This window comes from Oceaniferula marina (assembly GCF_013391475.1).
GTDB lineage: Bacteria > Verrucomicrobiota > Verrucomicrobiia > Verrucomicrobiales > Akkermansiaceae > Oceaniferula > Oceaniferula marina.
In genome coordinates this window covers 667408-690174 of record NZ_JACBAZ010000002.1, presented here as the reverse complement: position 1 = coordinate 690174, position 22767 = coordinate 667408, and the positions used below count along the sequence as shown (strand labels likewise).

The window sequence follows — 22767 nt, the reverse complement described above, 5'->3', positions numbered from 1 at the left end:
TTCAAGCTGTCTGCAGGCTTGAAGCTCACATTAGCCATGACAGAATAACACCTCAGGTTGCCGACAGGATACAATCCTGTCCTACATTCAGGACCCACGCATTCGACAACCGATTCCTCGGGCGCCCGTCCCGCTACTTTGATCAACAATCTGGATGCTCACTTGAACCATTCCTCCCTTGCCATACCACCCTCCACTCCGCATGTTATCAAACATGACCAAGCACCTCACTCATCTCATCACGGCGTGCATCGATCTGGGTTCTACCCGCGTGGGTGTTCCTGCAAAAGTGAGGCTCATAAAAAACACCTGAATCGCAAACAAAAACCAATCTTTCCATATGTCAGAAACCGAAGCCCTTCCATTCTCCCGCCTAACGAAACCTGAGATGCATAAGGCGGCCAACGCCTTCTATCAATCGGTTCGGACCCGACGCACCGTCCGGGATTTTTCCGATCAGCCGATCCCCGCCGAAGTCATCGAAACATGCCTGCTTGCTGCCGGCACCGCTCCCAATGGTGCCAATCTTCAGCCTTGGCATTTTGTGGTTGTGCAAGATCCAGAGATCAAACGCCAAATCCGTGAAGCCGCCGAAGCCGAAGAACGTGAGTTCTATAACGGCCGGGCACCCGAGGAATGGCTCGATGCGCTGTCGCATCTGGGAACCGACGCCAACAAACCCTTCCTCGAAACCGCCCCCGCTCTGATTGCCATCTTCCAACAATCCAAAACCACCAACCACCACGGTGAGCCCTCGAAAACTTACTACCCGAAGGAGTCCACAGGTATTGCCACCGGCATCCTGATCACAGCCCTGCATCAGGCTGGTCTTGCCACCCTGACCCACACACCGAGCCCGATGAACTTCCTCAACGAAATTCTAGGCCGCCCAAACACCGATAAACCATTCCTCCTATTGGTGTGCGGGTACCCGACAGAAAACTGTCAGGTTCCGATCATCGATAAAAAACCACTCCGTGAGATTGCGAGTTTTTTGTAAGGCTCGTCATTTTCAACCCATCACTTCCCCTGGATCGTAAAGCGATAGCGCATTGGTTTCACCGTCAAGAGATACGGTGGTAGTGCTTTAGCGCCCCAGGTGTTCACACCGGCGACGCCCATTTGCTGGTGATCGATGTTCAGATAAACGGCATCTGATGGTGGTAGCTGGTAGCTATATTTATAGGCTTCAAGTGTCTGATGCAGGTGGCGCCGTGCCGAAAGATTGAGCGGAGCATCCGCACTGGCTGTGACCAGTAAGCCGCGCCCTTTACCATTACTCACAAAGGCTTTACGCACCCCCGAGATATTGCCATTTTCCTGAGGCCGTGAGTAGTCGGTGAACATACCGTCCACCGTGTTCTCATAGAGACCAATCAATTCGTAATTCCGATCCGAGTAGGTCTCTCGAGGTCCGTGGCCATACCATTTTAAATGCGTCAACTCCTTGGCGAGCTCAGCCCGCACACCAAAGCGAAGCAAATACTCAGCACGTTTCTTTTTGCCACTCTTTCCTTGTTGCTCAGGCGCTTGTGATGGATCAAAGACAAATTCCGTTGTCACCCGCCCATCGGCAAACACATCAAACAACAATTGCACCGGAACTTTTTTCTCACCGACTGTCGCCGTCACCTCCACCCGGTGCTGTGACGCCGATACCTTACGGTGAGTCATTTTCGGCTGATCCAGTTGATTCACCTGCTTCCACTGAACGTCATTGTGCAATCTGGCACCCCGATCGTTATCCGTTGTTCCACGCCAGAAGTCTGGGACGAAAGGGCTGCGAAGCAACTCATCACCACCGATCTGGTAACTTGTCAACGACCCTACTTTTTTATCAAAGTTCAAGGCAAACCCCTGACCAGAGAAACGCAGTGAGTCCCCGGAATCACTGACTTGCAAGGCCCCTTTACCCGCTGCGGTTTCAGCCTTCTGATAGGCTAATTGGAACTGATCCCACGCAACGACATGTCCGGCTTTCGCCCATGCCGTATCATCGGCGAGTTCGTAAGTCACTTGCACGCGGTACTCCACTCCAGGCTTACGAGTGAACGGCTTCAACGGAAGCTTGAATTGCTTTTCCTGCTGGGCTTCGATCGTGAGCCCCTTCATGTCACCACGCTGAATCACCTCGCCATCCGCAGTCAGCGACCACTTCCCGAGAATCTCATCATCGAGTGCTTTGAAAAAGTTCCGGTTCCGAACCTTCACTTCGGCATGGGCTGGGTCCACTACCTGGGTATCAAACGGCTGCTGAACATACTGGAAGGCGTAAGCTCCAGGGTGAGGCGCACCATCGGAGGCCACTACGCCATTCATACAAAAATTCCCCGGGTTCAGATGGCCACGACGGTTCTCCCAGTAGCCGCCGTAAGCGTAAAAGTGCCCCTCGGCCGGGCGTTTCGCCAGAACTTCAACTGGTTTACGCAGATCGAACATCACGATCGACTTCTGCTTGGCTACAGCATCGGGCTGATGTGCTCCGCTCAGCAGATTGGCAGCAAGTAGGGTCGGAGCATTGGCTTCGATCCTCTGAGGAACCAGTGCGGTTCCGACACCTGCACCAAAGGCGACGTAGCCACGCCACTTGGCCTGCAGTTTGTTCACCAACGGCAGCTTGGTAAGCAACTTTCCATCACAATAAAATGCCACCTGTTTCCCATCCTGGGACACCGTCACCGTATGCTCGCCGCCATCGAAAAAGCTGTCAGGAAGCGGGGCGATCAGTTTGTTGCGATCCTTGCCAAAGGTCTGAAACACCAAGGCATTGTTCTCCATAAACAAAGAGCCCGTCGAGCTGTCCTTACCGAAGAGTGGATAGAACGCCAGGTCGTCGTCACTCTTCGGTGCAGTGCGTAGTTTCAGCTGAACGGTCCACGGCGCCGAAAATGCCGGCTCACTGCCGTGACAGAAGTAGAGGATCCCGCGCAGGCCCTTGCTGTCCGGTTGCGACCCTTCAATCAATAGGTCTTTTGCATCCACACCTGGAATTTGCACCCAGGCCCGTTCTGGCGTAGGCAACTTCAGCCCCTGATCTTTCCAGTCCCAGACAAATCCGCCCTGCACCGTGTTATCCTGCCAGTGCACATCCCAGTATTCCTTCAAGTTACCCGAGCTGTTCCCCATGGCATGTGCATACTCACTTTGAATCATCGGCTTCGCCTTGGCGTTACGCGCATAGCCAGCCACCCCTGCCGGAGGGCGGTAAAATGCCGAGTTGAAATCGGTGAAGTCATTGGTGCCGTGACGTTGGTAACCCACCGGCCGATCGTCATTCTCCTTCGTCCAAGTGTAGTTGTCATTGTGGGCACCACCACTGCCGGACTCATTCCCCAGGGACCAGGAAATGACGGAGGTAAAATTCTTGTCACGCTCAATCATGCGCTGCATCCGGTGGTGATGCGACTTGGCAAACAAAGGCATTTTCGGAATCCCCTGATCACCGTGCGACTCCACATTCGCCTCATCATTGACATACAAACCATATTCATCACAAAGCGCATACAACTCCGGGCTGGCCGGATAGTGACAGGTCCGCACCGCATTAAAATTGAGCCGTTTCATGCTAATGATATCCTCGAGCACTTCTTCCGGCGGGCAGTAGTGGCCGAAGTCCGGCGAGTGCTCATGCCGATTCACCCCGGCAATCACCACGGGCTTGCCGTTGACGAGCAGCCTGTTGTTTTTGATCTCCGACCACCGGAAACCAAAACGCCACGGCACAACCTCGATCACTTTACCCGAAGTATCCACATGGGTCATGATCAGCTTGTAAAGATACGGGTCCTCCGCACTCCACAATCGAGGGGTTTGAAGCGACTTCTTAATCCTTGCCGCACCATTCTGGATCGGAGCATCCACCACGAGGACTTGTCCACCCGCTGCATCCAACAATTTCACCTGAACCTTCCCACCTTCCGCTTCTTCAAAGTCAAAAGCAAGGTCGAGCGTCGCATCCCGGTATTGAGCATCGAGCGGTGTGCGCAGGGTGAAATCACGCAAGCGTTGCCCGGCAGGTTGAGAAATAAGCTCCACATCCCGGAAAATCCCACTCAAGCGCCAGTAATCCTGATCTTCTAACCAGGCACCAGATGAAAAGCGAATCACCTCCACCGCCAAATCGTTTTCACCCGCCTGAAGGTAAGGCGTCAAATCAAACTCAGCCGGTGTCCGTCCCCCTTCGCTGTATCCCACTTCCTTACCATTCACCCACAAGGTGAAGGCTGAATCCACACCAGCAAAATGGATCGTGGTGCGGCGCCCTTTCCAAGCCTTGGGAATGGTGAACTTGCGTTTATAGCTCCCAACCGGGTTAAAGCTCTGGTCAATGTGCGGAGGTTTGCTGTTGAATGGAAACGTGCTGTTGTTATAAATCGGAATCCCAAAACCTGCCATCTGCCAGTTCAAGGGAACCGCGATTTCATCCCAGTTCTCCACATCAAAATCCTGAGCATAAAAGCGCTGTGGCCGAAATTCAGGCGTCGTGCTGTACTTGAACTTCCATTTCCCATTCAAACTTTTGCGCATCGGTTTACCCTCGGCCTTCATCGCCGACGCTACATCGGGATAGGCGATGTAATGCGCCCGCGGAGCCAAACGATTGACTTCAACCACGGAGACATCCTGCCAATACGGTAGGTCTCCCTGCATGCTTGCCTCTCCAGTAGGAGCTGCCTGCTTTTTCCTCACCACCAATTTCCCCTTGCCATGAAACGTCGGGTTTACCCAATCGACCTGATCGTGCGTGGTTCCATCCCCCCCATCATCGACCGCCAACTGAATCACCTCCGCATCCTCCGGAAGCTCCACATCAAAGGCATAACTTGCCTTGCCCTTTTTACCAGCCGATGCCGTTAGCTTGCCGGACTTCGCCAGGTTTTTCAAATAGCTACTGTCTGGTCCGGCTTCCACCCGCAGGACCACCGATCCTCCTTTGCTCCGGATGCCGTCGTGAATTCCGCCGGTCACCGTAAATCGCGTCGCCCCGCTGGGGATGGCATAGAGCACCTCACTCACCGCATGCACACCGAGACCCTTTTTGTAAATTTTCCCCTCCAGTGACAACGGCTTCCCGAGCACGGAACGGTTTGTCTCGATTTTCTTCCATCCGGTTGTGCCTTCGAGTCGTGATAATTCGGTTAGCGAAAGACTTTCTGCCTGAACCGATCCTACAAAAGCGCAGGCTAACATCGAAGCTGCAATGGTGTGTGTGTTCATCTGTTTTGTGTGTGTTGCTAGTGAGCAAATAGACATACGCGGGCAAAGCCAGCGACTTTTTTACTTTTCCCCATCAATTTTCCTTTTCTCAAACAGCTAAAACCAAACAAACTTGATACCTTTTTCATCCGTTCGATCAAACCACCCATGCGATGACAAAAATCCATGTGCTTTACCATGGCCAGCCTGCCAGATCTATTGTTGAATCCGCAGTATCAACCATGACACCTCTGACCTATTTTACGCTGGTTCTGGCCCTGGGCATTGCCGCCCAATGGCTGGCCTGGCGATTCAAACTGCCGTCGATTCTCCTCCTGCTCGCCTTTGGATTCGGCCTTGGACACTTCACTGGCCAAACCATTGACAGCTACTTGGCAAGCAGTGATGTCCTGCTCTCGGCGGTCGGCCTCTGTGTCGCCGTCATCCTCTTCGAGGGAGGGCTCACCTTGAAATTTTCCGACCTCAAAGAGAGCGGCACCCCGGTGCTCAGGCTTTGCACGCTCGGCGTGGTGTTCAGTTTCATCCTGACCTACGGTGCCGTTTACTACCTGCTGGGGTATGATTGGCAGGTGGCTGCTTTGTTGGGGGCCATTCTGGTGGTCACCGGCCCCACCGTGATCGCACCGCTACTGCGTCATATCAAACCCTCGCGCAAGGTGGGCAATGTCGTCAAATGGGAAGGCATCGTCGTCGACCCGATTGGTGCCATCCTTGCCGTGTTGGTCTATCAGGCCGCACTGGCTGGTGATGTCGACGCTGCCATGGATCAAATTCTTCACGCTCTGGGCATGACCCTGCTGGTGGGCGTCATCCTGGCCTTTCTCCTCGCCAAAATCATCGAACTTCTACTGAAACATCACCTGATCCCGGACTACCTACACTCTGTCTTTCTACTCGCGGTCACCGCCACTGCCTTTGCTGCTTCCAATGCCATCCAGTCGGAATCCGGGCTGCTAACCTGCACCGTTCTCGGCATTGCGCTCGCCAACCAAAAATCCGTCTCGGTCAAACACATCCTGGAGTTCAAGGAGAACCTGCGGGTTCTGATTATTTCAATCCTGTTTATTGTGCTCTCCGGTCGGGTACATCTCGATGCCCTCGGTCAAGCCTTGGTCCCCGGCCTGATTCTTCTGGCCGCGCTGATCATTGTCGTCCGCCCTTTTTCCGTCTTTGTTGCCAATGCCTTTTCCAAGCGGCTCACGCTGAAAGAGCAATTCTTTCTCTCGGCCATGGCCCCACGAGGCATCGTGGCCGCAGCCGTGACCGCCATTTTTGCCCTCGAGTTCGAACATGCGATTGCTGCGGGTAAACTCAACCCCGCCATCGGTGAAGTCACTCAGTTGATGGTGCCGATTGTCTTTATCGTCATCGTTGGCACCGTGGCTATCTACGGCCTACTCGGAGCTCCACTGGCCCGGCGACTCAAGCTCGCCTCCAAAAACCCACGTGGCATCCTCTTTGCCGGCGCCGGCCGCTGGGTGCAGCTCACAGCCAAGGCCCTGCATGATGACGGCCACGATGTGCTCCTGCTCGATACGAACTACGACAACATCGCCCGCGCTAAACTTGAGGGCATCCCGGCGATGCGCGCCAACATCCTCTCCGAATACGTCGAGGACGAACTCGAGCTCAACGGTCTGGGCCAACTGATCTCAACCACGCCCAACGACGAAGTCAACTCGCTCGCATCGCAGGATTTCATCCACATCTTCGACAGCCGCAACGTCTGGCAGGTCGCCCCAAGCGACGACGGCGCCCACCACCGCAATGCCACCGCCAAACACAAACGTGGCCGCATTTGTTTCCCCGGCCGCCCCAAGTTCAAGGAGCTCGAAACCCTGGCCTACCAAGGAGGCGTGGTCAAAGAAACCACCCTAACCGACAAATTCAGCTTCGACGACTTCAACCAACTCTACGGCGACGGACACATCCTCCTGTTCTACGTTACCGAAGAAAAAGGCTTGCGTATCGCCAACGACGAGATGAAAGAACCCGGCCCCGGAACCACCCTCTACGCCATGGTCCGCCCCGAGGATGCCTGAGGGGGAGGATCGATAGTAGTTATTAGTTATTAGTTATTAGTTATTAGTTATCGGTTATCGGTTATCGGTTCCTAATGTGGCAAATACCATCCACCTGCACCATCACCTCTCATTCCTATGTATCAAAATCTTGAAGCCACCCTGCACGACCTGTTCTGGTCTGCCCATGGAGCCGATGCCGAGCTCCCGATAATTAAAGCGTTTCTCAACCACTACCCCGGAACCGTGCTCGAACTCGGCTGTGGATCCGGACGGTTGATGCGACCACTGCGCGATGACGGCTATCTGGTGGAAGGGCTCGACAACGCACCGGAAATGCTCGAACTCTGCCGCCAACTTCCGGAGGGAGAAGACCTCATCCTCCACCAGGCCGGCATGGAGGATTTTGATACCGGCAGCAAGTATGGCGCCATCATCATCCCGGCATTCAGTCTGCAGCTTGTGCCCTTCGAACAGATCCCCGCAGTCTTCGAAAACATCCTGCGCCACCTGCAGCCCGACGGCGGACTCTACCTCAGCACCTTCATTCCCTGGGCTGAAATCACCGGTGAGGTCGATGAAGGTGAGTGGTATCTCGACCAAGAGAGCCCGATGCCTGACGGACGCATCGCCCGATGCCATACCCAATTTTCCATCGAGCGACTCAACCAAGTCCTCATCCGTGAACACCGCTACGAGATTGCCAACGAACGTGGCGAGGTGATGGAATCCAGTGACAGCCAGCAGAACCTCACCTGGCTCTGGCCCCGGGAGCTGACGATGCTCCTCCACCATGCCGGTTTTTCCGTGGAAAAAATCATCAGCGACTTCGACGCCGATGCGGATTTCGATGCCAACGGCCAGATCCTCACCCTGATCGCCACACCTCGCGAAGATCAGGAATCGGATGATTGAGCTCAAGCCTCCCCTGCAATCGCGGGCTCAATGAGCCCCGGAGATCTCTCGCCCCGAGCTCCCCTGCGGGCACTGTCGCCCATTTTCCAATCCCGAGCTTGCCAGCCAAGGGAAAGCCACTACATTGCCAACCCAAGCTACTGATTATGTCTGCTGTTTTCACACCCATTCTCGTCATCTTCCTGGTCATCCTGATCTTTAACGTCATCATTTTTGTGCATGAACTGGGCCATTTTTGGGCAGCCCGTTGGCGAGGCCTTGAGGTGGAACGCTTCCAAATCTGGTTCGGTAAGCCGATCTGGAAAAAAGAACACAATGGGGTGCAGTATGGTCTCGGCTGGCTTCCCTTCGGCGGTTTTGTCGCCCTGCCCCAGATGGCGCCAATGGAGGCGATCGAAGGTGGCAATAAGAATGAAAAACCGCTCCCCCCGGTCAAACCCATCGATAAGATCATTGTCGCCTTTGCCGGTCCTCTGTTCTCCTTTTTACTCGCTTTCGCCACCGCCGTGGTCGTCTGGCAAGTAGGCAAACCGGACACCCGTATCACCTCCACAACGATCGGCTATGTCGCCAAGGACTCACCAGCGATGAAAGCCGGCCTTCTACCCGGAGACAAAATCCTGGAAATCAACGGCGTCGCTATCGACCACTTCGCCGGCAATATGGACACCAGCATCCTCGGTAACGTCGTCACCAGCGAAGGGGACCAGATCAAGTTCCTCATCCAACGTCCAGGAGAAGATCAGGCACGCACCATTTCCTCTGGCTTTGAAATCGAAAAAACATCCTGGTGGCAGCGATCCGGCATGCGCAAGGTCGGAATCGCCTACAAAGAGCAGGTCAAAGCCGGCAAGATCCTGGACAACAGCCCGGCTGACGAAGCCGGAGTCAAAGAAGGTGATATCATCCTCAGCATCAACGGTACGCCAGCAACTGCACGAGCCCAGATCCTCAATGCCGGACAATCCGGACAGCCGACCACGATCGAAATCAAACGCGGTGACGAAACCAAATCCCTCACGCTCACCGGTCGCAAACCTCTGGCTCCTCACGACGAACACGCCAGCTTCGGCATGGCCCTCCCTTTCGACGAATCATTACTCGAAAGCACCACCAAGTACCCCGGCCCATGGCAACAAATCGTCGATAGCGCCAGCGTGATGAAAAAGACCCTCCAGCTGGTCACCTCAAGTACCTCCAGCATCGGCGTCGACCAACTCGCCGGCCCGATTGGAATTGGTAAAGGATACTACCAAATGCTGACCTCTGAAGACGGCTGGAAACTGGCCCTCGCATTCACCGTTCTCTTCAATATCAATTTGGCCATCCTCAACATGCTGCCTTTCCCGGTTCTCGACGGCGGCCACATCACCCTTTCCTTCCTCGAAATGATTGCCCGGCGCCCGATCAAAGCCCGGGTACTGGAATTCATACAGATGGCCTTCGTGCTGATGATCTTCAGCCTGTTCATCTACATCACCTCCAAGGATGTCGGATCCTTCTTTGGCGGCGACCCGGAGAAAAAGGAAATCAAATTTGCTCCGAGCAAATAATGCCGGCTGGTCGGATGGCCCCCAATCCGACGAACTCTGATTTTTACCATTCCGTCCACTGGAGGATTGAGGCTAATCAATCCTACTAACCACCGGAGGATTGAGGCCAATCCTCCCGACCATGGGGGTAAACACTTGGCCGTGAACCAGCCTCGACCCACCGTCAGCTTATTCCAGACCGACCTGCCTGACCGCTTCATACAGCACAATCCCAACGGAGGTCGCCAGATTCAGGCTTCGGGTCGATCCCTTCAGCATCGGAATCGTCAGACAGGAGTCCGGATGCTCGGCGAGCAAGCTCTCGGGCAGTCCCCGGGTCTCGCAACCAAACACCAGACAGTCGCCGTCTTGGAAAGACATACCCCAGTGCGCTGCATCCGTTTTAGTCGTCAAAAAAAACATCCGACTCCCCTGCGCTAGCATCGATGCCTGAAACGATGGCCAGTCTTCCCAGACCTGTAGGTCCACGTCCTTCCAGTAATCCAGCCCGACCCGTTTCACCTGACGGTCATCCAGCGAAAACCCGAGCGGTTTGATCAAGTGCAAGCGGGCCCCGGTCGCCAGACATAACCTTCCAGCCGCTCCGGTATTGTGGGGAATCTCCGGGTTCATCAAGACAACGTTCAGCATGGGTCTTCCATCCCAGACCTCCCCCCGCTTGGCAAACCCAAAATCATTTCAGCCTATGCACTTGAGGCTCGCCCCAGCATCGCCATTCCCTGAATACTTGAAACTGAAAACGGCAAATTTCAGGATCCATGCCACATTGTCATCTCTTGAACCTTGACTCTTCCCGCCTGCTTCATAAATCTTTCACCCGCAAACCATGGAAACTCGCAACGACACGCCGCGCCACATTGCCATCATCATGGATGGCAACGGCCGCTGGGCCAACGCCCGGGGGCTCCCCCGTGCCGACGGCCACCGCGCTGGTGCCGAGTCCGTTCGCGAAGCCGTGGAAACCTGCCGCCAGATCGGTGTCGAGTATCTCACCCTCTTTGCCTTTTCATCCGAAAACTGGAATCGGCCGAAAAAAGAGATCGACTCCCTGATGAAACTGCTCGAACGCTTCCTGCGCGAGAAATTGCCGGAAATGCTCAAGCAAAACGTTCGCCTGCATGCCATCGGGCGCCTTCATCTCCTGCCCGAAAAGTGCCGACGGGAAATTGACAACGCCATCGAACGCACCCGGAACAACACCGGCCTGAACCTCGTGCTTGCCCTCTCCTACGGCTCCCGCGAAGAAATCACCGACGCCGCACGCGCAATCGCAAGCAAGGCCGCCAATGGTGAGATTTCTCCCGAGGAAATCGACAACGAACTTTTTGCTTCCCACCTTTGCACCGCCGGTATCCCGGACCCCGATTTACTGATTCGGACTTCTGGAGAATCCCGCATTTCCAACTTCCTCCTCTGGCAGATTTCCTACTCGGAAATTGTCATCAGTAAGAAAAATTGGCCCGACTTCCGCAATGCGGAGCTCAGGGCTGCCGTCGAAGAATACGCCCGACGCCATCGCCGCTTCGGAACCGTCTGATCCGGCACCCCACATCCATGTCCACCGAATCACAAACCATCCTACTCGTCGACCCCGACCTCGATCATCTGGAATGGGCAACGAAGCGTCTCTCGGCTGATGGCTTACGGATCCTCCGGACCGACCATGCCGAAAAAGCCATCAAGGTCTGTGACACCACCACTGTGGACCTCATCATTGCCGATATCGATCTGCAACCATTCGACGGGCTCACCCTGCTCACCCGTATCCGGGCTGCGCACCCGGGCACGCTGGTCATCCTCACCGCAGGATTTCCCAGCACCGCACAAATCATCGAATCCACCCAGCTTGGAGCCCAGGACATCCTGAAAAAAGAATCCCTGACCTTCGAACTCCGACCCGTCGTCGAAACCGCCCTGCAAGTGATCGAACAACGACGCAGCGCAGGGGAAAGCAGTAAATCCGCAGGACCCAGCCCGGACAGCCGAGTAAAAATCATCGGCAACTCCCGCGCCCTGCAAAATGTCTTTAAAATCGTCGGCCGGGTCGCCCGCACCGATGCCCCGGTTCTGGTCTCCGGAGAAAGCGGCACCGGCAAGGAGCTGGTCGCCAACGCCATCCACGAATACTCACCCCGCTCAAAAAACATCTTCATTGCCATCAACTGTGGCGCCATCCCTGAAAACCTGCTGGAAAGCGAACTTTTCGGGCACGAAAAAGGGGCCTTCACCGGCGCCATCAACCGCCGGGCCGGCCTGTTTGAACAATGTGACGGTGGCACCCTCTTCCTCGATGAAATCGGTGACATGCCGTCCCCCGTGCAGGTCAAGTTACTACGCGTCCTCCAAGACGGAACATTCAGCCGGGTTGGTGGGCATGAACCCCAGAAGTCCGACGTCCGTATCGTCGCCGCCACCAATAAAAACCTGGCCGAGGAAGTTGCCCATGAACGTTTCCGTGAGGATCTGTTCTATCGCCTCAATGTGGTGGAAATCCACCTCCCCCCCCTACGAGCCCGCGCGGAAGACATCCCACTGCTCGCCGAACACTTCCTGCGCTTAACCATCCGCCGCAATGGCATCCCGCCACTCACCCTGAGCCGTGAAGCTCTCAATCATCTGCAAAACCACCGCTGGCCGGGCAACGTGCGCGAACTCGAAAATACCATCGCCCGAGCCTGCGCCCTCGCCAGCAACGACATGCTACTGCCCGACGACATTCCGTTCACCAAAACCTTCATCGACAAAGAAACGGAAACTCGTAAAACCAAAGAAGCACTCCAGCATCTGCTACGCCAGGTCCCCGAAGGCCAGGACCCCGGTAAGTGGATCAGCAAAAAGGTTGACGCTCTCCAGTCTGAAGCACCAGACTAGGCCATGAACCATCTCATCGAGCACCCGGTCATCAACGACCGCCTCGCACGCCTCCGGCAACGGGACTGCCCAAGCTCCGAATTCCGCCGTTACGTTCGGGAAATTGCCCAACTGATGGTGCCAGCCGTCACCGCCACGCTCGAAACCCAAACCATCGAGGTCACCACTCCGATGACCACCACCCAGGGTGAGCACCTCTCCCACCCGGTGATTTTGGTTCCCATCCTGCGCGCCGGACTCGGCATGCTCGAGGGGTTTCTCCAACTGCTGCCCGAAGCATCGGTCGCCCATATCGGCATGAGCCGTAATGAGGAAACGCTTCAACCGGAAAGCTACTACTTCAACGCTCCCGAGCAGCTACCCGATGCCGATGTCCTGATCATCGACCCCATGCTTGCCACGGGAGGCACCGCTGCTGCGGCCATCAGTGAGTTGAAACGCCACGGTGCCAAACGCCTGCGCCTCGCCTGCCTGGTTGCCGCCCCGGAAGGGATTCAACACCTCAACCACAGCCACCCGGATGTCCCGATTTTTTATCCGGCACTGGACGAAGGTCTGAATGAAAGCGGCTACATCCTCCCCGGACTCGGCGATGCCGGCGACCGGATTTTCGGCACCGTCTAAGCGAACGCACACAATCCCACTCCACCATGTCTCCCATTCGTTTTTGTTTCGCTCTGGTTCCTCTCGCACTGCTGTTCTGCCAGTGCAAACCCACACCACCAACAGTCAAAGCCCCCGAGCTCCAACGCCACAACTACCAACAGGCGATGATGGGCACCAAGTTGGTCATCACACTCTACACCGACGCCGACAACGACGGAAAAAAAGCCGCCACCGAGGCCTTTCAAATGGCATCCGACGTCAACAAAGCCTGCTCCGACTACGATGCCACCAGTGAGCTCATGAAACTCAACGCGGCCCCCGCTCACAAAGCCGCCCGCCTCAGCCCCATACTCTTCGAAGTGCTGCAATCATCGATTGAAATCGCCCGATCCACCAACGGAGCCTACGACCCCACACTCGGCCACCACTCCTACAACTGGCGTATGGCCCGCAAAAAAGGAACGCTCCCCACCAAAGAGGCCATCACCACCGCCAAAGAAGCCAGCGGATGGCAATACCTTCAGCTCGACACGGACACCCACAGTGTCACCAAAACAAAAGAGAGAATGCGCATCGACCTCGGAGGCATCGCCAAGGGCTACGCCGCCACCAAGATGTTAGAAGTTTTAAAAAAACACGGGATCACCCGGGCATCCATCACAGCAGGTGGCGAGGTCCGTCTCGGCGATCCTCCACCTGGGACATCTGGCTGGCAAGTCAGCCTGAAAACTCTTGATGCGCAACACCAACTCAGTCCCCGAACCCTGACGCTCGCCGATTGCGCGATCTCCACCTCAGGCGACCTACATCAGTCGATCAACATCGACGGCCAGCGCTACTCCCACATCTGTGACCCTCAAACCGGACTCGGCCTGACTCGGCGCGTCTCCGCCACCGTCATCCATCCGGACTCCTCAACCGCAGACGCCCTGGCCACCGCCCTTTGCGTCCAACCGGATCTCAAGCTCGCCGACGTCGCCCTTCTCGTCATCAGCGAGGACGACCATCAACAGCTGCAATCACGTAAATCCGCAGCTTGGAATCAAATAATCGAGTCACGATAACCCAGCACCAAGTGCAGGGCCCTCATCTCCACTGGAAATTTCAGCAATTGGGAAGTATCTTCTCCAGCTGTGATCTCACCGGTCGACATCATGATCAAGCGCCAGCTTCAGGATCGAGGAATCCATGATCCCTTGGTCCTCGAAGCCATGCGCACCACTCCCCGGGAATCCTTCCTCCCCAAGGAGCTCACCGGTCAAGCCTACGAAGACCGCCCACTTCCCATCGGCCACGGCCAAACAATCTCCCAGCCATACATCGTTGCGCTGATGCTTCAGTTAGCCCAAATCACCCCGGAGTCCAGGGTTCTGGATGTGGGCACCGGTTGCGGCTACATGGCGGCCGTGGTTGCCGGGATCAGCCCGCACGTTTGCACCATCGAAACCATTCCGGAACTCACCCAAGCCGCCATGCAACATTTTCAAACGCTCGGAATATCACACATTGATGCTCGCACGGGTGATGCCAAACTCGGATGGCCGGAGGACAAAAGCTTCGATGCCATTCTCGTTTCCTGCGCCAGCCATCAAGCTCCGGAGGCTCTGCTTCGACAACTCAAGCCGAATGGCCATCTCATCATCCCGATCTCAGGCACCCACCCCTATCAAACACTAACAGACTACCAACGAAAACCCGACGGATCCCTAAGCCACAGCAACCACATCCCGGTTCGTTTTGTCCCCATGGTTTGAAGCGAGCTCCTCAATCCTCTCCTGCACGAGGGTGGGCGGCATCGTAAGCTTCACGCATACGCTCCTTGCTCACATGGGTGTAAATCTGGGTGGTTGAAAGTGACGCATGCCCGAGCAAGGTCTGCACGCTGCGCAAATCCGCACCATGGTCCAAGAGATGGGTAGCAAAGGTATGGCGCAATTTATGGGGCGTTACCTCAAAGCCAATATCGGATGCTGCCAAGTATTTTTTCAGCAACATCTGCACCGACCGCGCTGAGATCCGTTTCATACTTTTGTTTCGAAATAAAGCCGCATCGTTCACCCCCGCAGCATGCCGGTATTGCTGGATCGCCTTCATCGCATGTGTCCCGACCGGGACCAACCTCTCCTTATTGCCTTTACCCACAACCCGGAGGGTTTCCGAAATAAAATCAACATCGGATACATCAAGAGCCACGAGCTCGGACACCCGCAAACCACTGGAATAAAACAATTCCATCACCGCCGTGTCACGCTGAGCTTGCCAGGGTTTTGCTCTCGGCCCGGGATCTAACTTCATGGGCATCTCCAGCAGCTGCTCCATCTGCGACAGGTTCAACACCACCGGCAGCTTCCGTTCCTGCTTCGGCAACTGAACCTCGGCCAACGGACTAACACCCAGCCCCCGACGATGCACCATGTACTTATAAAACGAGCGCAACGCGGCAAAACGAAGACGGATCGTGGCACGGGAAAGCTCCTGCTTCATCAACTCAAACAAATACAAACGGAACTCATCCGCCGTGGCTTCGCGCCACGAAACAAAGGCATCACCCCGCCAATCCTGGTATGTATTCAAGGCGTGACTGTAGTTGCGTAATGTCCGCTCAGACGCATTTCTCTCGACCCGCATAAATTCCAAAAAACCTGCTACCTCGTCACTCACGACCGAGAGTATAACACAGAAGGACAAGCGCAACAACGTAGGAACCCGAGCTGTAATACCAAGTAGTAAAACAGACGGGACGATAGCCGAGATGAATGAGTTCTTTGGTAAGGCGCGACGAAGGAATGGTGCGGGCACCATGACTAAGGAGAAACAAAGCCAAAGGAGTCATTCATCCGGAACTCTCATCGATCACTCAGTGCTTTTCAACATACCTCAACAACGATCAATCGTCTCGTCTGTTTTGCGGAGTGGTTATAAGATCACCGTATTGCCCAACCACATTATCATCGACCTGACACCTGCCATACCCTAGGATGTTGATATGAAAAGACCCTTTCACTTTTTCTGGTCCGACCTCAGCTTAGTCAAGCGGATCATCATCGGCCTGCTGGCCGGGATTCTACTCGGGGTGACCCTTCCCGATACCCTGGCACCCGTCGCGGTGCTGGGAACCCTCTTTGTCGGAGCGCTCAAGGCGGTGGCTCCGATCCTGGTGTTTTTTCTGGTAATGTCTGCCATTTCCCAACATGAGGAACATCATCAATCCAACATGAAAGGTGTCGTGATGCTCTACCTCGGTGGCACGTTCCTCGCCGGACTGGTGGCAGTCGCAGGTAGTTTTTTGTTTCCCGTCACCATCACCTTGTCCACAGGAAGCCAGGACATCACTCCGCCCGAAAGCATTGTCGAGATCCTCAGAAACCTACTGATGAATCTGGTCGACAACCCCGTCAATGCTCTGGCCAATGCTAACTACATCGGAATATTGATGTGGGCCGTGTTGATAGGGATTGCTCTTCGCAAGGCTCCAGCCACGACCAAAACCGTGGTCAATGATTTTGCGAATGCCCTTTCCAAAATTGTACATTGGGTCATCAACCTCGCCCCGTTTGGCATCATGGGCTTGGTCTTTGCCGTGGTCGCCGAACAAGGCCTCGAATCACTGAGGGAATACGGCCAACTGCTCGGACTCCTGCTCGGCTGCATGGCATTCATGGCTCTGGTCGTCAACCCCCTGATCGCCTGGCTGATGATTCGCAAAAACCCCTACCCACTGGTATTCAAATGCCTGCGCCAAAGTGGGATCACTGCCTTTTTCACCCGCAGCTCGGCCGCCAATATCCCAATCAACATGGAACTCTGCGAAGAGCTGAAACTCGACAAAGATATGTATTCGGTCTCGATCCCACTCGGTGCCACCATCAATATGGCTGGGGCTGCGATCACCATCTCGGTCCTCACGCTCGCAGCCGTTAACACCCTCGGTATCGAGATCACCTTCGGTTCCGCCCTGATCCTCAGCCTGCTCGCCGCCGTCAGTGCCTGTGGAGCCTCGGGAGTCGCCGGAGGATCCCTGCTACTCATCCCCATGGCCGCCAGCCAGTTTGGCATCCCCAACGAGGTGGCGATGCAGGTTGTCGCTGTCGGTTTTGTGATTGGCGTCGTGCAAGACTCTGTGGAAACAGCCCTGAACTCCTCAACCGATGCTCTGTTTACGGCTGTCGCCGAGTTTTCCCTGTGGCGCAAGCAGGGAAAAGACATCTCCATTTCCTAACGGCAGAAGTCACGCCCCCGGGCCATCCGGCCTTGCCAAATCCGGCGACTGTGCGACAAGTCGGGCATGACCATCACCGCACGCACGCTCCCCTTCGCGGTGTTGACCTGTGCCCTGCTCTGGGGAAGTGCCTTCCCCGGGATCAAAGCCATTTATGCCGAATGGGAGCGGGTTGGTGTGGAACCCACGCTGGCCAACCGTATGCTCCTTGCAGGTATTCGCTTTATGGCAGGGGGGATGATTCTCCTGCTTCTCGCCAAGCAACCATGGAAGGAATGGAAACAGACCGATAAAGCCAGCTTGTTCTGGTTCGCCGCCACCCAAACGGGAATCCAGTACTTACTTTTCTACTCCGCGCTCGCCATCTCCAGTGCAGTGATGGGCGGACTTCTGGTCGCCACCGGCAGCTTCTGGTGGCTGCTGCTCGCTCCGATCATCCTCAAAACCCCTTGGCCCAGCAAATCACAGTGGCTCTTGATCGCTCTGGGTGCCTGCGGTGTTCTCTTCGCCGTTTACCGTCCTGGAGCCGGCAGCGGCAACCCGGCCCTCGGAGCCCTGCTCTTCTGCTGCTCCACCCTCAGTGGATCCATCGGCGTGATCATCCTGCAACGTATCCTCCCCAGTATGGGGGCCAGAGCCGCTACCGGCTTCGGCCTCTCCATCGGAGGGGCCATGCTCGCTTGTTGCGGTTTCGCCGCCTGGCCGGAACTCGCCTCTCTCTTTCCACCCAAAGTCATCTGGCTCACCGTCTATCTGGCCCTCGTCTCCGCCACAGGCTTCGGGCTTTGGAACCACCTGACCCAGCTATTCCCAGTCAACCTGCTCGCCGGCTACCGCTTTCTCATCCCGGTCTGTGCCGTCAGCTTGTCCTCGCTTCTGGTCGCCGGAGAATCCCCGGGCATCGGTATCTATATCGGAGGCTCGGTTGTCATCGCGGCCGTTGTCGGCCTGCAACGACTACAGATCAACCAAGCCAAAGGGCCAAAACCAAGCAAAACCAATTAAAGAATCATTAAACGCAAATTACTTGCATTAGCTACTTTCTTGCGTTAAGAAGCTGTTCATGCAGCAACGACATCATCGACTCGTCACGCTCTTCAGTTTTCTCTGTCTGGCTACAGCATCTGCGCAGACCAAGGTGGTAGCCTTACACCCGCTGATGGCGGATTTGGCGAAACAGGTCGGGGGAGAGCACGTGGAAGTGGTCTCACTGATGCGTGCCGGTGACGACCCGCATCACTTCACTCCCAGCCCGACGATGCTGAATCAGGCCCGGGGAGCTTCCCTGTATCTGGCAAGTGGTATGGGACTGGAAACCTATCTCGACAAGCTACGGGACACCCTCGGCAACTCGGCAACGATTCTCGAAGTTGGCAATACGCTCCCGGCAAGAACCAACAGCGGTGACGCCCACCAGCACGACCATGAGCATGGCGAGCATTGCAACCATGGCCCGACCGATCCACACTGGTGGCACCGGGTATCCAACATGCAACGGGCTGCCGATCATCTGGCACGGACATTGAGCAAATTGGACCCGGCGCACGCGCAGGATTTTCAAGCCAACGCCAAAGCTTACCGTAAAGAGCTGGCCCAGCTCCACTCATGGATCCGGCGCGAGCTGATCCGGATCCCCAAAGAGAAACGGAAGCTGGCAACCGCCCACGATTCTTTTGGCTATTTCTGTGATGAATACGGTATGCAGTCACTTGCTGTGCAAGGCATCAATAAAAGCAGCGCTCCCACGGCCAAGGAACTCGCGGAAATCATCAACACCATCCGGACAAAAAACATCCCTGCGGTTTTTCCCGAACAGCGATCAAATCCCAAGGCCTTGAAGACTCTCAGCAAGGAAACCGGCATCCGCATCGGAGGAACCCTGATCGCCGATGGAAGCGAGTCCTATACCAAAATGATGCGGCACAACGTCAACACCATCACCAAGGCCCTCGTGGAATAAACACGGCCCCCACCCACCATCTCTTATGCGCCGGGCTCCTCTCATCGATTTCATCTGCGTCCTCATCCTGCTCGGTTTGATGGGACTGGGAATCACCCTGCTTACCCACAAAGAAGAAACAAGCATTCCCACCAGTAAACACGCATCACCAAACCCAAGCCATCACACATCGGTTGAGGCCAAAATCCTCTTTTCCCACAGACCGACACACATCCGCATCCAGCGTGCCGATCAAGACAAGCCATTACTCGATTGCCAGCCAGCCAGCAATGAAATCGATCTGAGCCTCACACTCCCAGCCAAACAAAGCACGGAATTCCTCATCGACATCCAATGGCTCGAGGCGAGTGAAAACAACAAGTATTTTACCCAGATTACCCTCACTCAAGCCGGCAAGGAGGAACAGAAGATTCACTTCACTGACCAGTTTGCCGACTTTGCCGACACCTTCGAAATCGACACCCGATAACATCCACGAAGCCTCACTGATTCCGACACCATGAGCGATTGCCAACACAGCACCAAGGGCGACTGTCCTCACCAGCACCATCACCACCACGAACTGGTGATTGAGGGGCTCTGTGTCAGCTATCACAAAACCCCGGCACTGCGAGAAATCGAACTCGCCACATCCTGCGGCAACAGCGTGGCCTTGGTCGGGCCAAACGGAGCAGGAAAAAGCACCTTGCTCAAAGCCATTGCCGGACTGCAACGCAAAGACAAGGGCTCGATCCTCTGGCGTAATGAACCCATCCAACGCTGGAGCCGCGAGTTTGCCTACCTCCCCCAAAGCGAAGAGGTCAACTGGGATTTCCCCATCACTGTGCGCGGCATGGTGGAAATGGGCCGCTATCCTCACCTTGGACCATGGAAACGTTACAGCGCTCACGATGACGAGGTCGTCGAACGAGCCCTCGCTCTGATGCGACTGGAACCCTTGCAGGATCGCCAAATCAGAGAGCTTTCCGGCGGCCAACAACAACGAGCCTTCCTCGCACGCTCCATCGCCCAGGAAGCTCATGTGCTGCTTCTCGACGAGCCATTCACCGGACTTGATCGGGACCACTCGGCCCAACTCTCAGACTTACTGCGCAACATCACCCATGAAGGTCGCCTGGTTATTGCCTCGCATCATGACCTCAACACCGCAGCTGACATTTTTGATCACACGCTACTGATCAACCAAGAGGTCATCGCTTACGGCCCGACAGCCACCACGCTGAGTGAAGCCAATCTGAACCTTGCCTTCACCAACTAATCAACGACTCAACCCGATATCTGTGACCGATTTTTTCCAAACTCTCGACACCCTCTTCTTCCAGCGCGCTTTGCTGGCAGCTGCGGTGATCGGTTTTACCAATGGATTTTTCAGCGGCTTTGTTCTACTCCAACGCAGCGCCCTATCCATCGGAGCGCTCTCACACACCATGCTTCCGGGGATTGCGACGGTTGTGCTGATCACCGGGGTATTGAGCCAGTTAGGGGCTTTTGTTGGAGCTTTGTTCGCTGCCCTCATTGTTGGTCTGGGGTCTGTTGCGGTTGCCCGAGGTAGCCGTATCCCCCAAGGCACAGCCCTCGCCATTTTTTTTACCACCGCCTTTGCTGCCGGCATCATTATCCAACGCCACACAGGAACCGCGGCAGAACTGGAAAACTGGCTATTTGGCAACATTCTGGCGGTCAGCAATAGCGACCTCTGGACTTTTCTGATCATTGCCACCGTGACCCTGACACTCTCCACTCTCTTTATGCGCCCGCTCTTGATCACCTTGTTTGAGCCCCACGTCGCCGCAGCCCAAGGGGTGAAGGTTAGATCCATGCAATACCTACTCTTCGGCCTGCTGATTTTAGCCTTGGTCGCCAGCTTCCAAGCTCTGGGCAGTGTCTTGTCCATCGGACTCCTGGTAGCCCCGGCTGCCATCGTCTCCCTGTTCACGAACAAAACCTCCTGGCTCTTCTGGGGAGGCGGCATCATCGGCAGTCTCGGATCCGTCATCGCCATCCTTCTATCCGCAGCAGCGGAAACCCCAACCGGCCCTAGCATCGTCATCGTGTTAGGTTGCATCTTCATTCTCGCCTGCATCTTCAGCCCTCGCTACGGACTCCGACGCAGGAAAGCTATTTCCCTCCGCCCCACTCGACACCATCAATCGTAATAACCCACCTTTATTTCATACCATGAAACACATTCCTTACTTCATCTGCACAACGCTCAGCGCCACCACACTATCCGCCGAAACCGACGACGCTCACAACACTCTGGATTGCCACCAAAGTGGCTGTGCCCATGATCACAAGCCATCCGGACTGAGTCTGGACCCCTTCCTCTTTCTCAACACAACCATGGGATACTCAGGTATCGAAGGAGGTGGGCTGGAGCAAGGAGCCCACGACCCGATTCATTCAGGGTTCAGCATCCCCGGACTCTCCATCGGACTCGACCTACGATACAACGAACATATCGCCGGATACGCCGAAGGTATTATCACCTGGAACAATGAAGACGGATGGGACGCCGAACTCGAGGAGATCTACGCCCAGGCACTCAACCTGCCCGGTGACATCGACATCAAAGCCGGACGCTTTCTCGCTGCCTACGGCACCCAGAACGGCCTGCATAGCCACGCCTGGGATTTTGCCGATGCCAACCTTTCCAACATTCGATTCCTCGGTGATGATGGACTGATCTCCGAAGGAGCTGAGCTCGAATGGGTGCTACCCACATCATGGAACAACCGACTGATCTTTTCCTACGGTAAAGCGCTCGAACATGATCACGCCCACGATAACGAGCATGATGATGACCACGATGATGATCATGATGATGATCATGATGACGATCACGGGGGGCACAGTGAAGAAGCCGAGATGGCGCTCTGGAACGATGCCGTTTTCACCGCCCGCTACGAAGCTTCCTTCTGGCCCGCTGACAGCCGTCATTTTCTCTACGGCACCAGCTACGCTCAAGGGAAAAATGATTTTGACCGATGGACCCGCGTCTATGGAGCGGACATCACTTATTCATGGATCAAAGACGAAGTCGACGGGGAACGCCTTGTCTGGCGCAATGAATTGATGTGGCGCGATGTCGAAACCGATGAAGGAGACTTCGATGAGTTTGGCTTTAACTCAAGTGCCATCTACAGCCCTAACAGCGACTGGGACATTGGCCTTCGCTACGATTATCTGGAAGGGGTTGAAGACCCCGAACTGGTCGAACGCCACCGGATTTCTCCATCCCTCACCCGACACTTCGAAGCTGGCCCCATTGACGTCCTTGCACGGCTCCAGTATAACTATGACTACAGTGAAGAGCGTCATAGCGACCACAGCATCTGGCTCCAGTTCGGCTTTGAGTGGGGACCTGGTGATAATCATGTGCACTAAGAGCCATCGAACCCACCG

Annotated in this window: 19 protein-coding genes; 16 read left to right on the top strand and 3 right to left on the bottom strand. The window is 55.5% G+C overall.

The features are described 5' to 3' along the window. Nucleotides 1–340 precede the first annotated feature (340 nt). Nucleotides 341–1000 carry a nitroreductase family protein gene (locus tag HW115_RS07235; RefSeq protein ID WP_178931915.1) on the top strand — a complete coding sequence of 220 codons (660 nt, stop codon included), beginning with the start codon at nt 341–343 and terminating at the stop codon, nt 998–1000. Nucleotides 1001–1020: 20 nt separating this feature from the next. On the opposite strand, the gene HW115_RS07230 is transcribed toward HW115_RS07235, so the two are convergent. Then, complete coding sequence (locus HW115_RS07230; RefSeq protein WP_178931914.1) at nt 1021–5217, bottom strand: glycoside hydrolase family 2 TIM barrel-domain containing protein; 4197 nt, start codon at nt 5215–5217, stop codon at nt 1021–1023. Nucleotides 5218–5438: 221 nt separating this feature from the next. Between HW115_RS07230 and HW115_RS07225 the strand changes: the two genes are divergently transcribed. The 3 genes from HW115_RS07225 (at nt 5439) to rseP (ending at nt 9706) form a co-directional block, all read left to right on the top strand. After that, entirely contained in the window at nt 5439–7259 is a 1821-nt protein-coding gene (locus tag HW115_RS07225) for a cation:proton antiporter (protein WP_178931913.1), read from the top strand. Between the two features lie 117 nt (nt 7260–7376). Then, on the top strand, nt 7377–8153 hold the full coding sequence (locus HW115_RS07220) for a class I SAM-dependent methyltransferase (RefSeq protein ID WP_178931912.1): 777 nt from the start codon (nt 7377–7379) through the stop codon (nt 8151–8153). 146 nt (nt 8154–8299) lie between these two features. Continuing rightward, nucleotides 8300–9706 carry an RIP metalloprotease RseP gene (rseP, locus tag HW115_RS07215; RefSeq protein ID WP_178931911.1) on the top strand — a complete coding sequence of 469 codons (1407 nt, stop codon included), beginning with the start codon at nt 8300–8302 and terminating at the stop codon, nt 9704–9706. Nucleotides 9707–9874: 168 nt separating this feature from the next. Here rseP and HW115_RS07210 read toward each other — a convergent pair whose 3' ends face one another. Beyond that, the gene (locus HW115_RS07210) at nt 9875–10336 is read right to left on the bottom strand and encodes a tRNA (cytidine(34)-2'-O)-methyltransferase (RefSeq protein ID WP_178931910.1); all 462 of its coding nucleotides are present in this window, start codon (nt 10334–10336) and stop codon (nt 9875–9877) included. Nucleotides 10337–10532: 196 nt separating this feature from the next. Between HW115_RS07210 and uppS the strand changes: the two genes are divergently transcribed. The 5 genes from uppS to HW115_RS07185 all read left to right on the top strand — a co-directional run bounded on the left by uppS (nt 10533) and on the right by HW115_RS07185 (nt 14937). After that, nucleotides 10533–11243 carry an undecaprenyl pyrophosphate synthase gene (gene uppS / locus HW115_RS07205; protein ID WP_178931909.1) on the top strand — a complete coding sequence of 237 codons (711 nt, stop codon included), beginning with the start codon at nt 10533–10535 and terminating at the stop codon, nt 11241–11243. Nucleotides 11244–11260: 17 nt separating this feature from the next. Continuing rightward, the gene (locus HW115_RS20045) at nt 11261–12577 is read left to right on the top strand and encodes a sigma-54-dependent transcriptional regulator (RefSeq protein WP_178931908.1); all 1317 of its coding nucleotides are present in this window, start codon (nt 11261–11263) and stop codon (nt 12575–12577) included. Between the two features lie 3 nt (nt 12578–12580). Then, entirely contained in the window at nt 12581–13201 is a 621-nt protein-coding gene (upp, locus tag HW115_RS07195; protein ID WP_178931907.1) for a uracil phosphoribosyltransferase, read from the top strand. Nucleotides 13202–13227: 26 nt separating this feature from the next. Then, nucleotides 13228–14247, top strand: coding sequence for an FAD:protein FMN transferase (locus HW115_RS07190; RefSeq protein ID WP_178931906.1), 1020 nt, complete (start codon nt 13228–13230; stop codon nt 14245–14247). Between the two features lie 90 nt (nt 14248–14337). After that, nucleotides 14338–14937, top strand: a complete 600-nt coding sequence (locus tag HW115_RS07185) for a protein-L-isoaspartate(D-aspartate) O-methyltransferase (RefSeq protein WP_178931905.1) — start codon at nt 14338–14340, stop codon at nt 14935–14937. Between the two features lie 10 nt (nt 14938–14947). Here HW115_RS07185 and xerA read toward each other — a convergent pair whose 3' ends face one another. After that, nucleotides 14948–15844, bottom strand: a complete 897-nt coding sequence (gene xerA / locus HW115_RS07180) for a site-specific tyrosine recombinase/integron integrase (protein ID WP_319609282.1) — start codon at nt 15842–15844, stop codon at nt 14948–14950. Nucleotides 15845–16169: 325 nt separating this feature from the next. Between xerA and sstT the strand changes: the two genes are divergently transcribed. From sstT to HW115_RS07145, 7 genes are all read left to right on the top strand, one after another. Further along, nucleotides 16170–17402, top strand: coding sequence for a serine/threonine transporter SstT (gene sstT / locus HW115_RS07175; protein ID WP_178931903.1), 1233 nt, complete (start codon nt 16170–16172; stop codon nt 17400–17402). 66 nt (nt 17403–17468) lie between these two features. Beyond that, nucleotides 17469–18407, top strand: a complete 939-nt coding sequence (locus tag HW115_RS07170) for a DMT family transporter (RefSeq protein WP_178931902.1) — start codon at nt 17469–17471, stop codon at nt 18405–18407. 58 nt (nt 18408–18465) lie between these two features. Then, the gene (locus HW115_RS07165; RefSeq protein ID WP_178931901.1) at nt 18466–19362 is read left to right on the top strand and encodes a metal ABC transporter substrate-binding protein; all 897 of its coding nucleotides are present in this window, start codon (nt 18466–18468) and stop codon (nt 19360–19362) included. A 25-nt stretch (nt 19363–19387) separates the two neighbouring features. After that, a complete protein-coding gene (locus HW115_RS07160; protein ID WP_178931900.1) occupies nt 19388–19831 on the top strand; it encodes a hypothetical protein in 444 nt (147 codons plus the stop codon). A gap of 30 nt (nt 19832–19861) precedes the next feature. Further along, nucleotides 19862–20620: a metal ABC transporter ATP-binding protein gene (locus HW115_RS07155; protein WP_178931899.1), complete on the top strand. Its 759-nt coding sequence runs from the start codon at nt 19862–19864 to the stop codon at nt 20618–20620. Continuing rightward, a complete protein-coding gene (locus HW115_RS07150) occupies nt 20604–21518 on the top strand; it encodes a metal ABC transporter permease (RefSeq protein WP_227021335.1) in 915 nt (304 codons plus the stop codon). The genes HW115_RS07155 and HW115_RS07150 overlap by 17 nt, the downstream gene beginning before the upstream one ends. A gap of 22 nt (nt 21519–21540) precedes the next feature. Further along, nucleotides 21541–22749: a hypothetical protein gene (locus HW115_RS07145; RefSeq protein WP_178931898.1), complete on the top strand. Its 1209-nt coding sequence runs from the start codon at nt 21541–21543 to the stop codon at nt 22747–22749. The last annotated feature ends 18 nt before the right edge of the window (nt 22750–22767 follow it).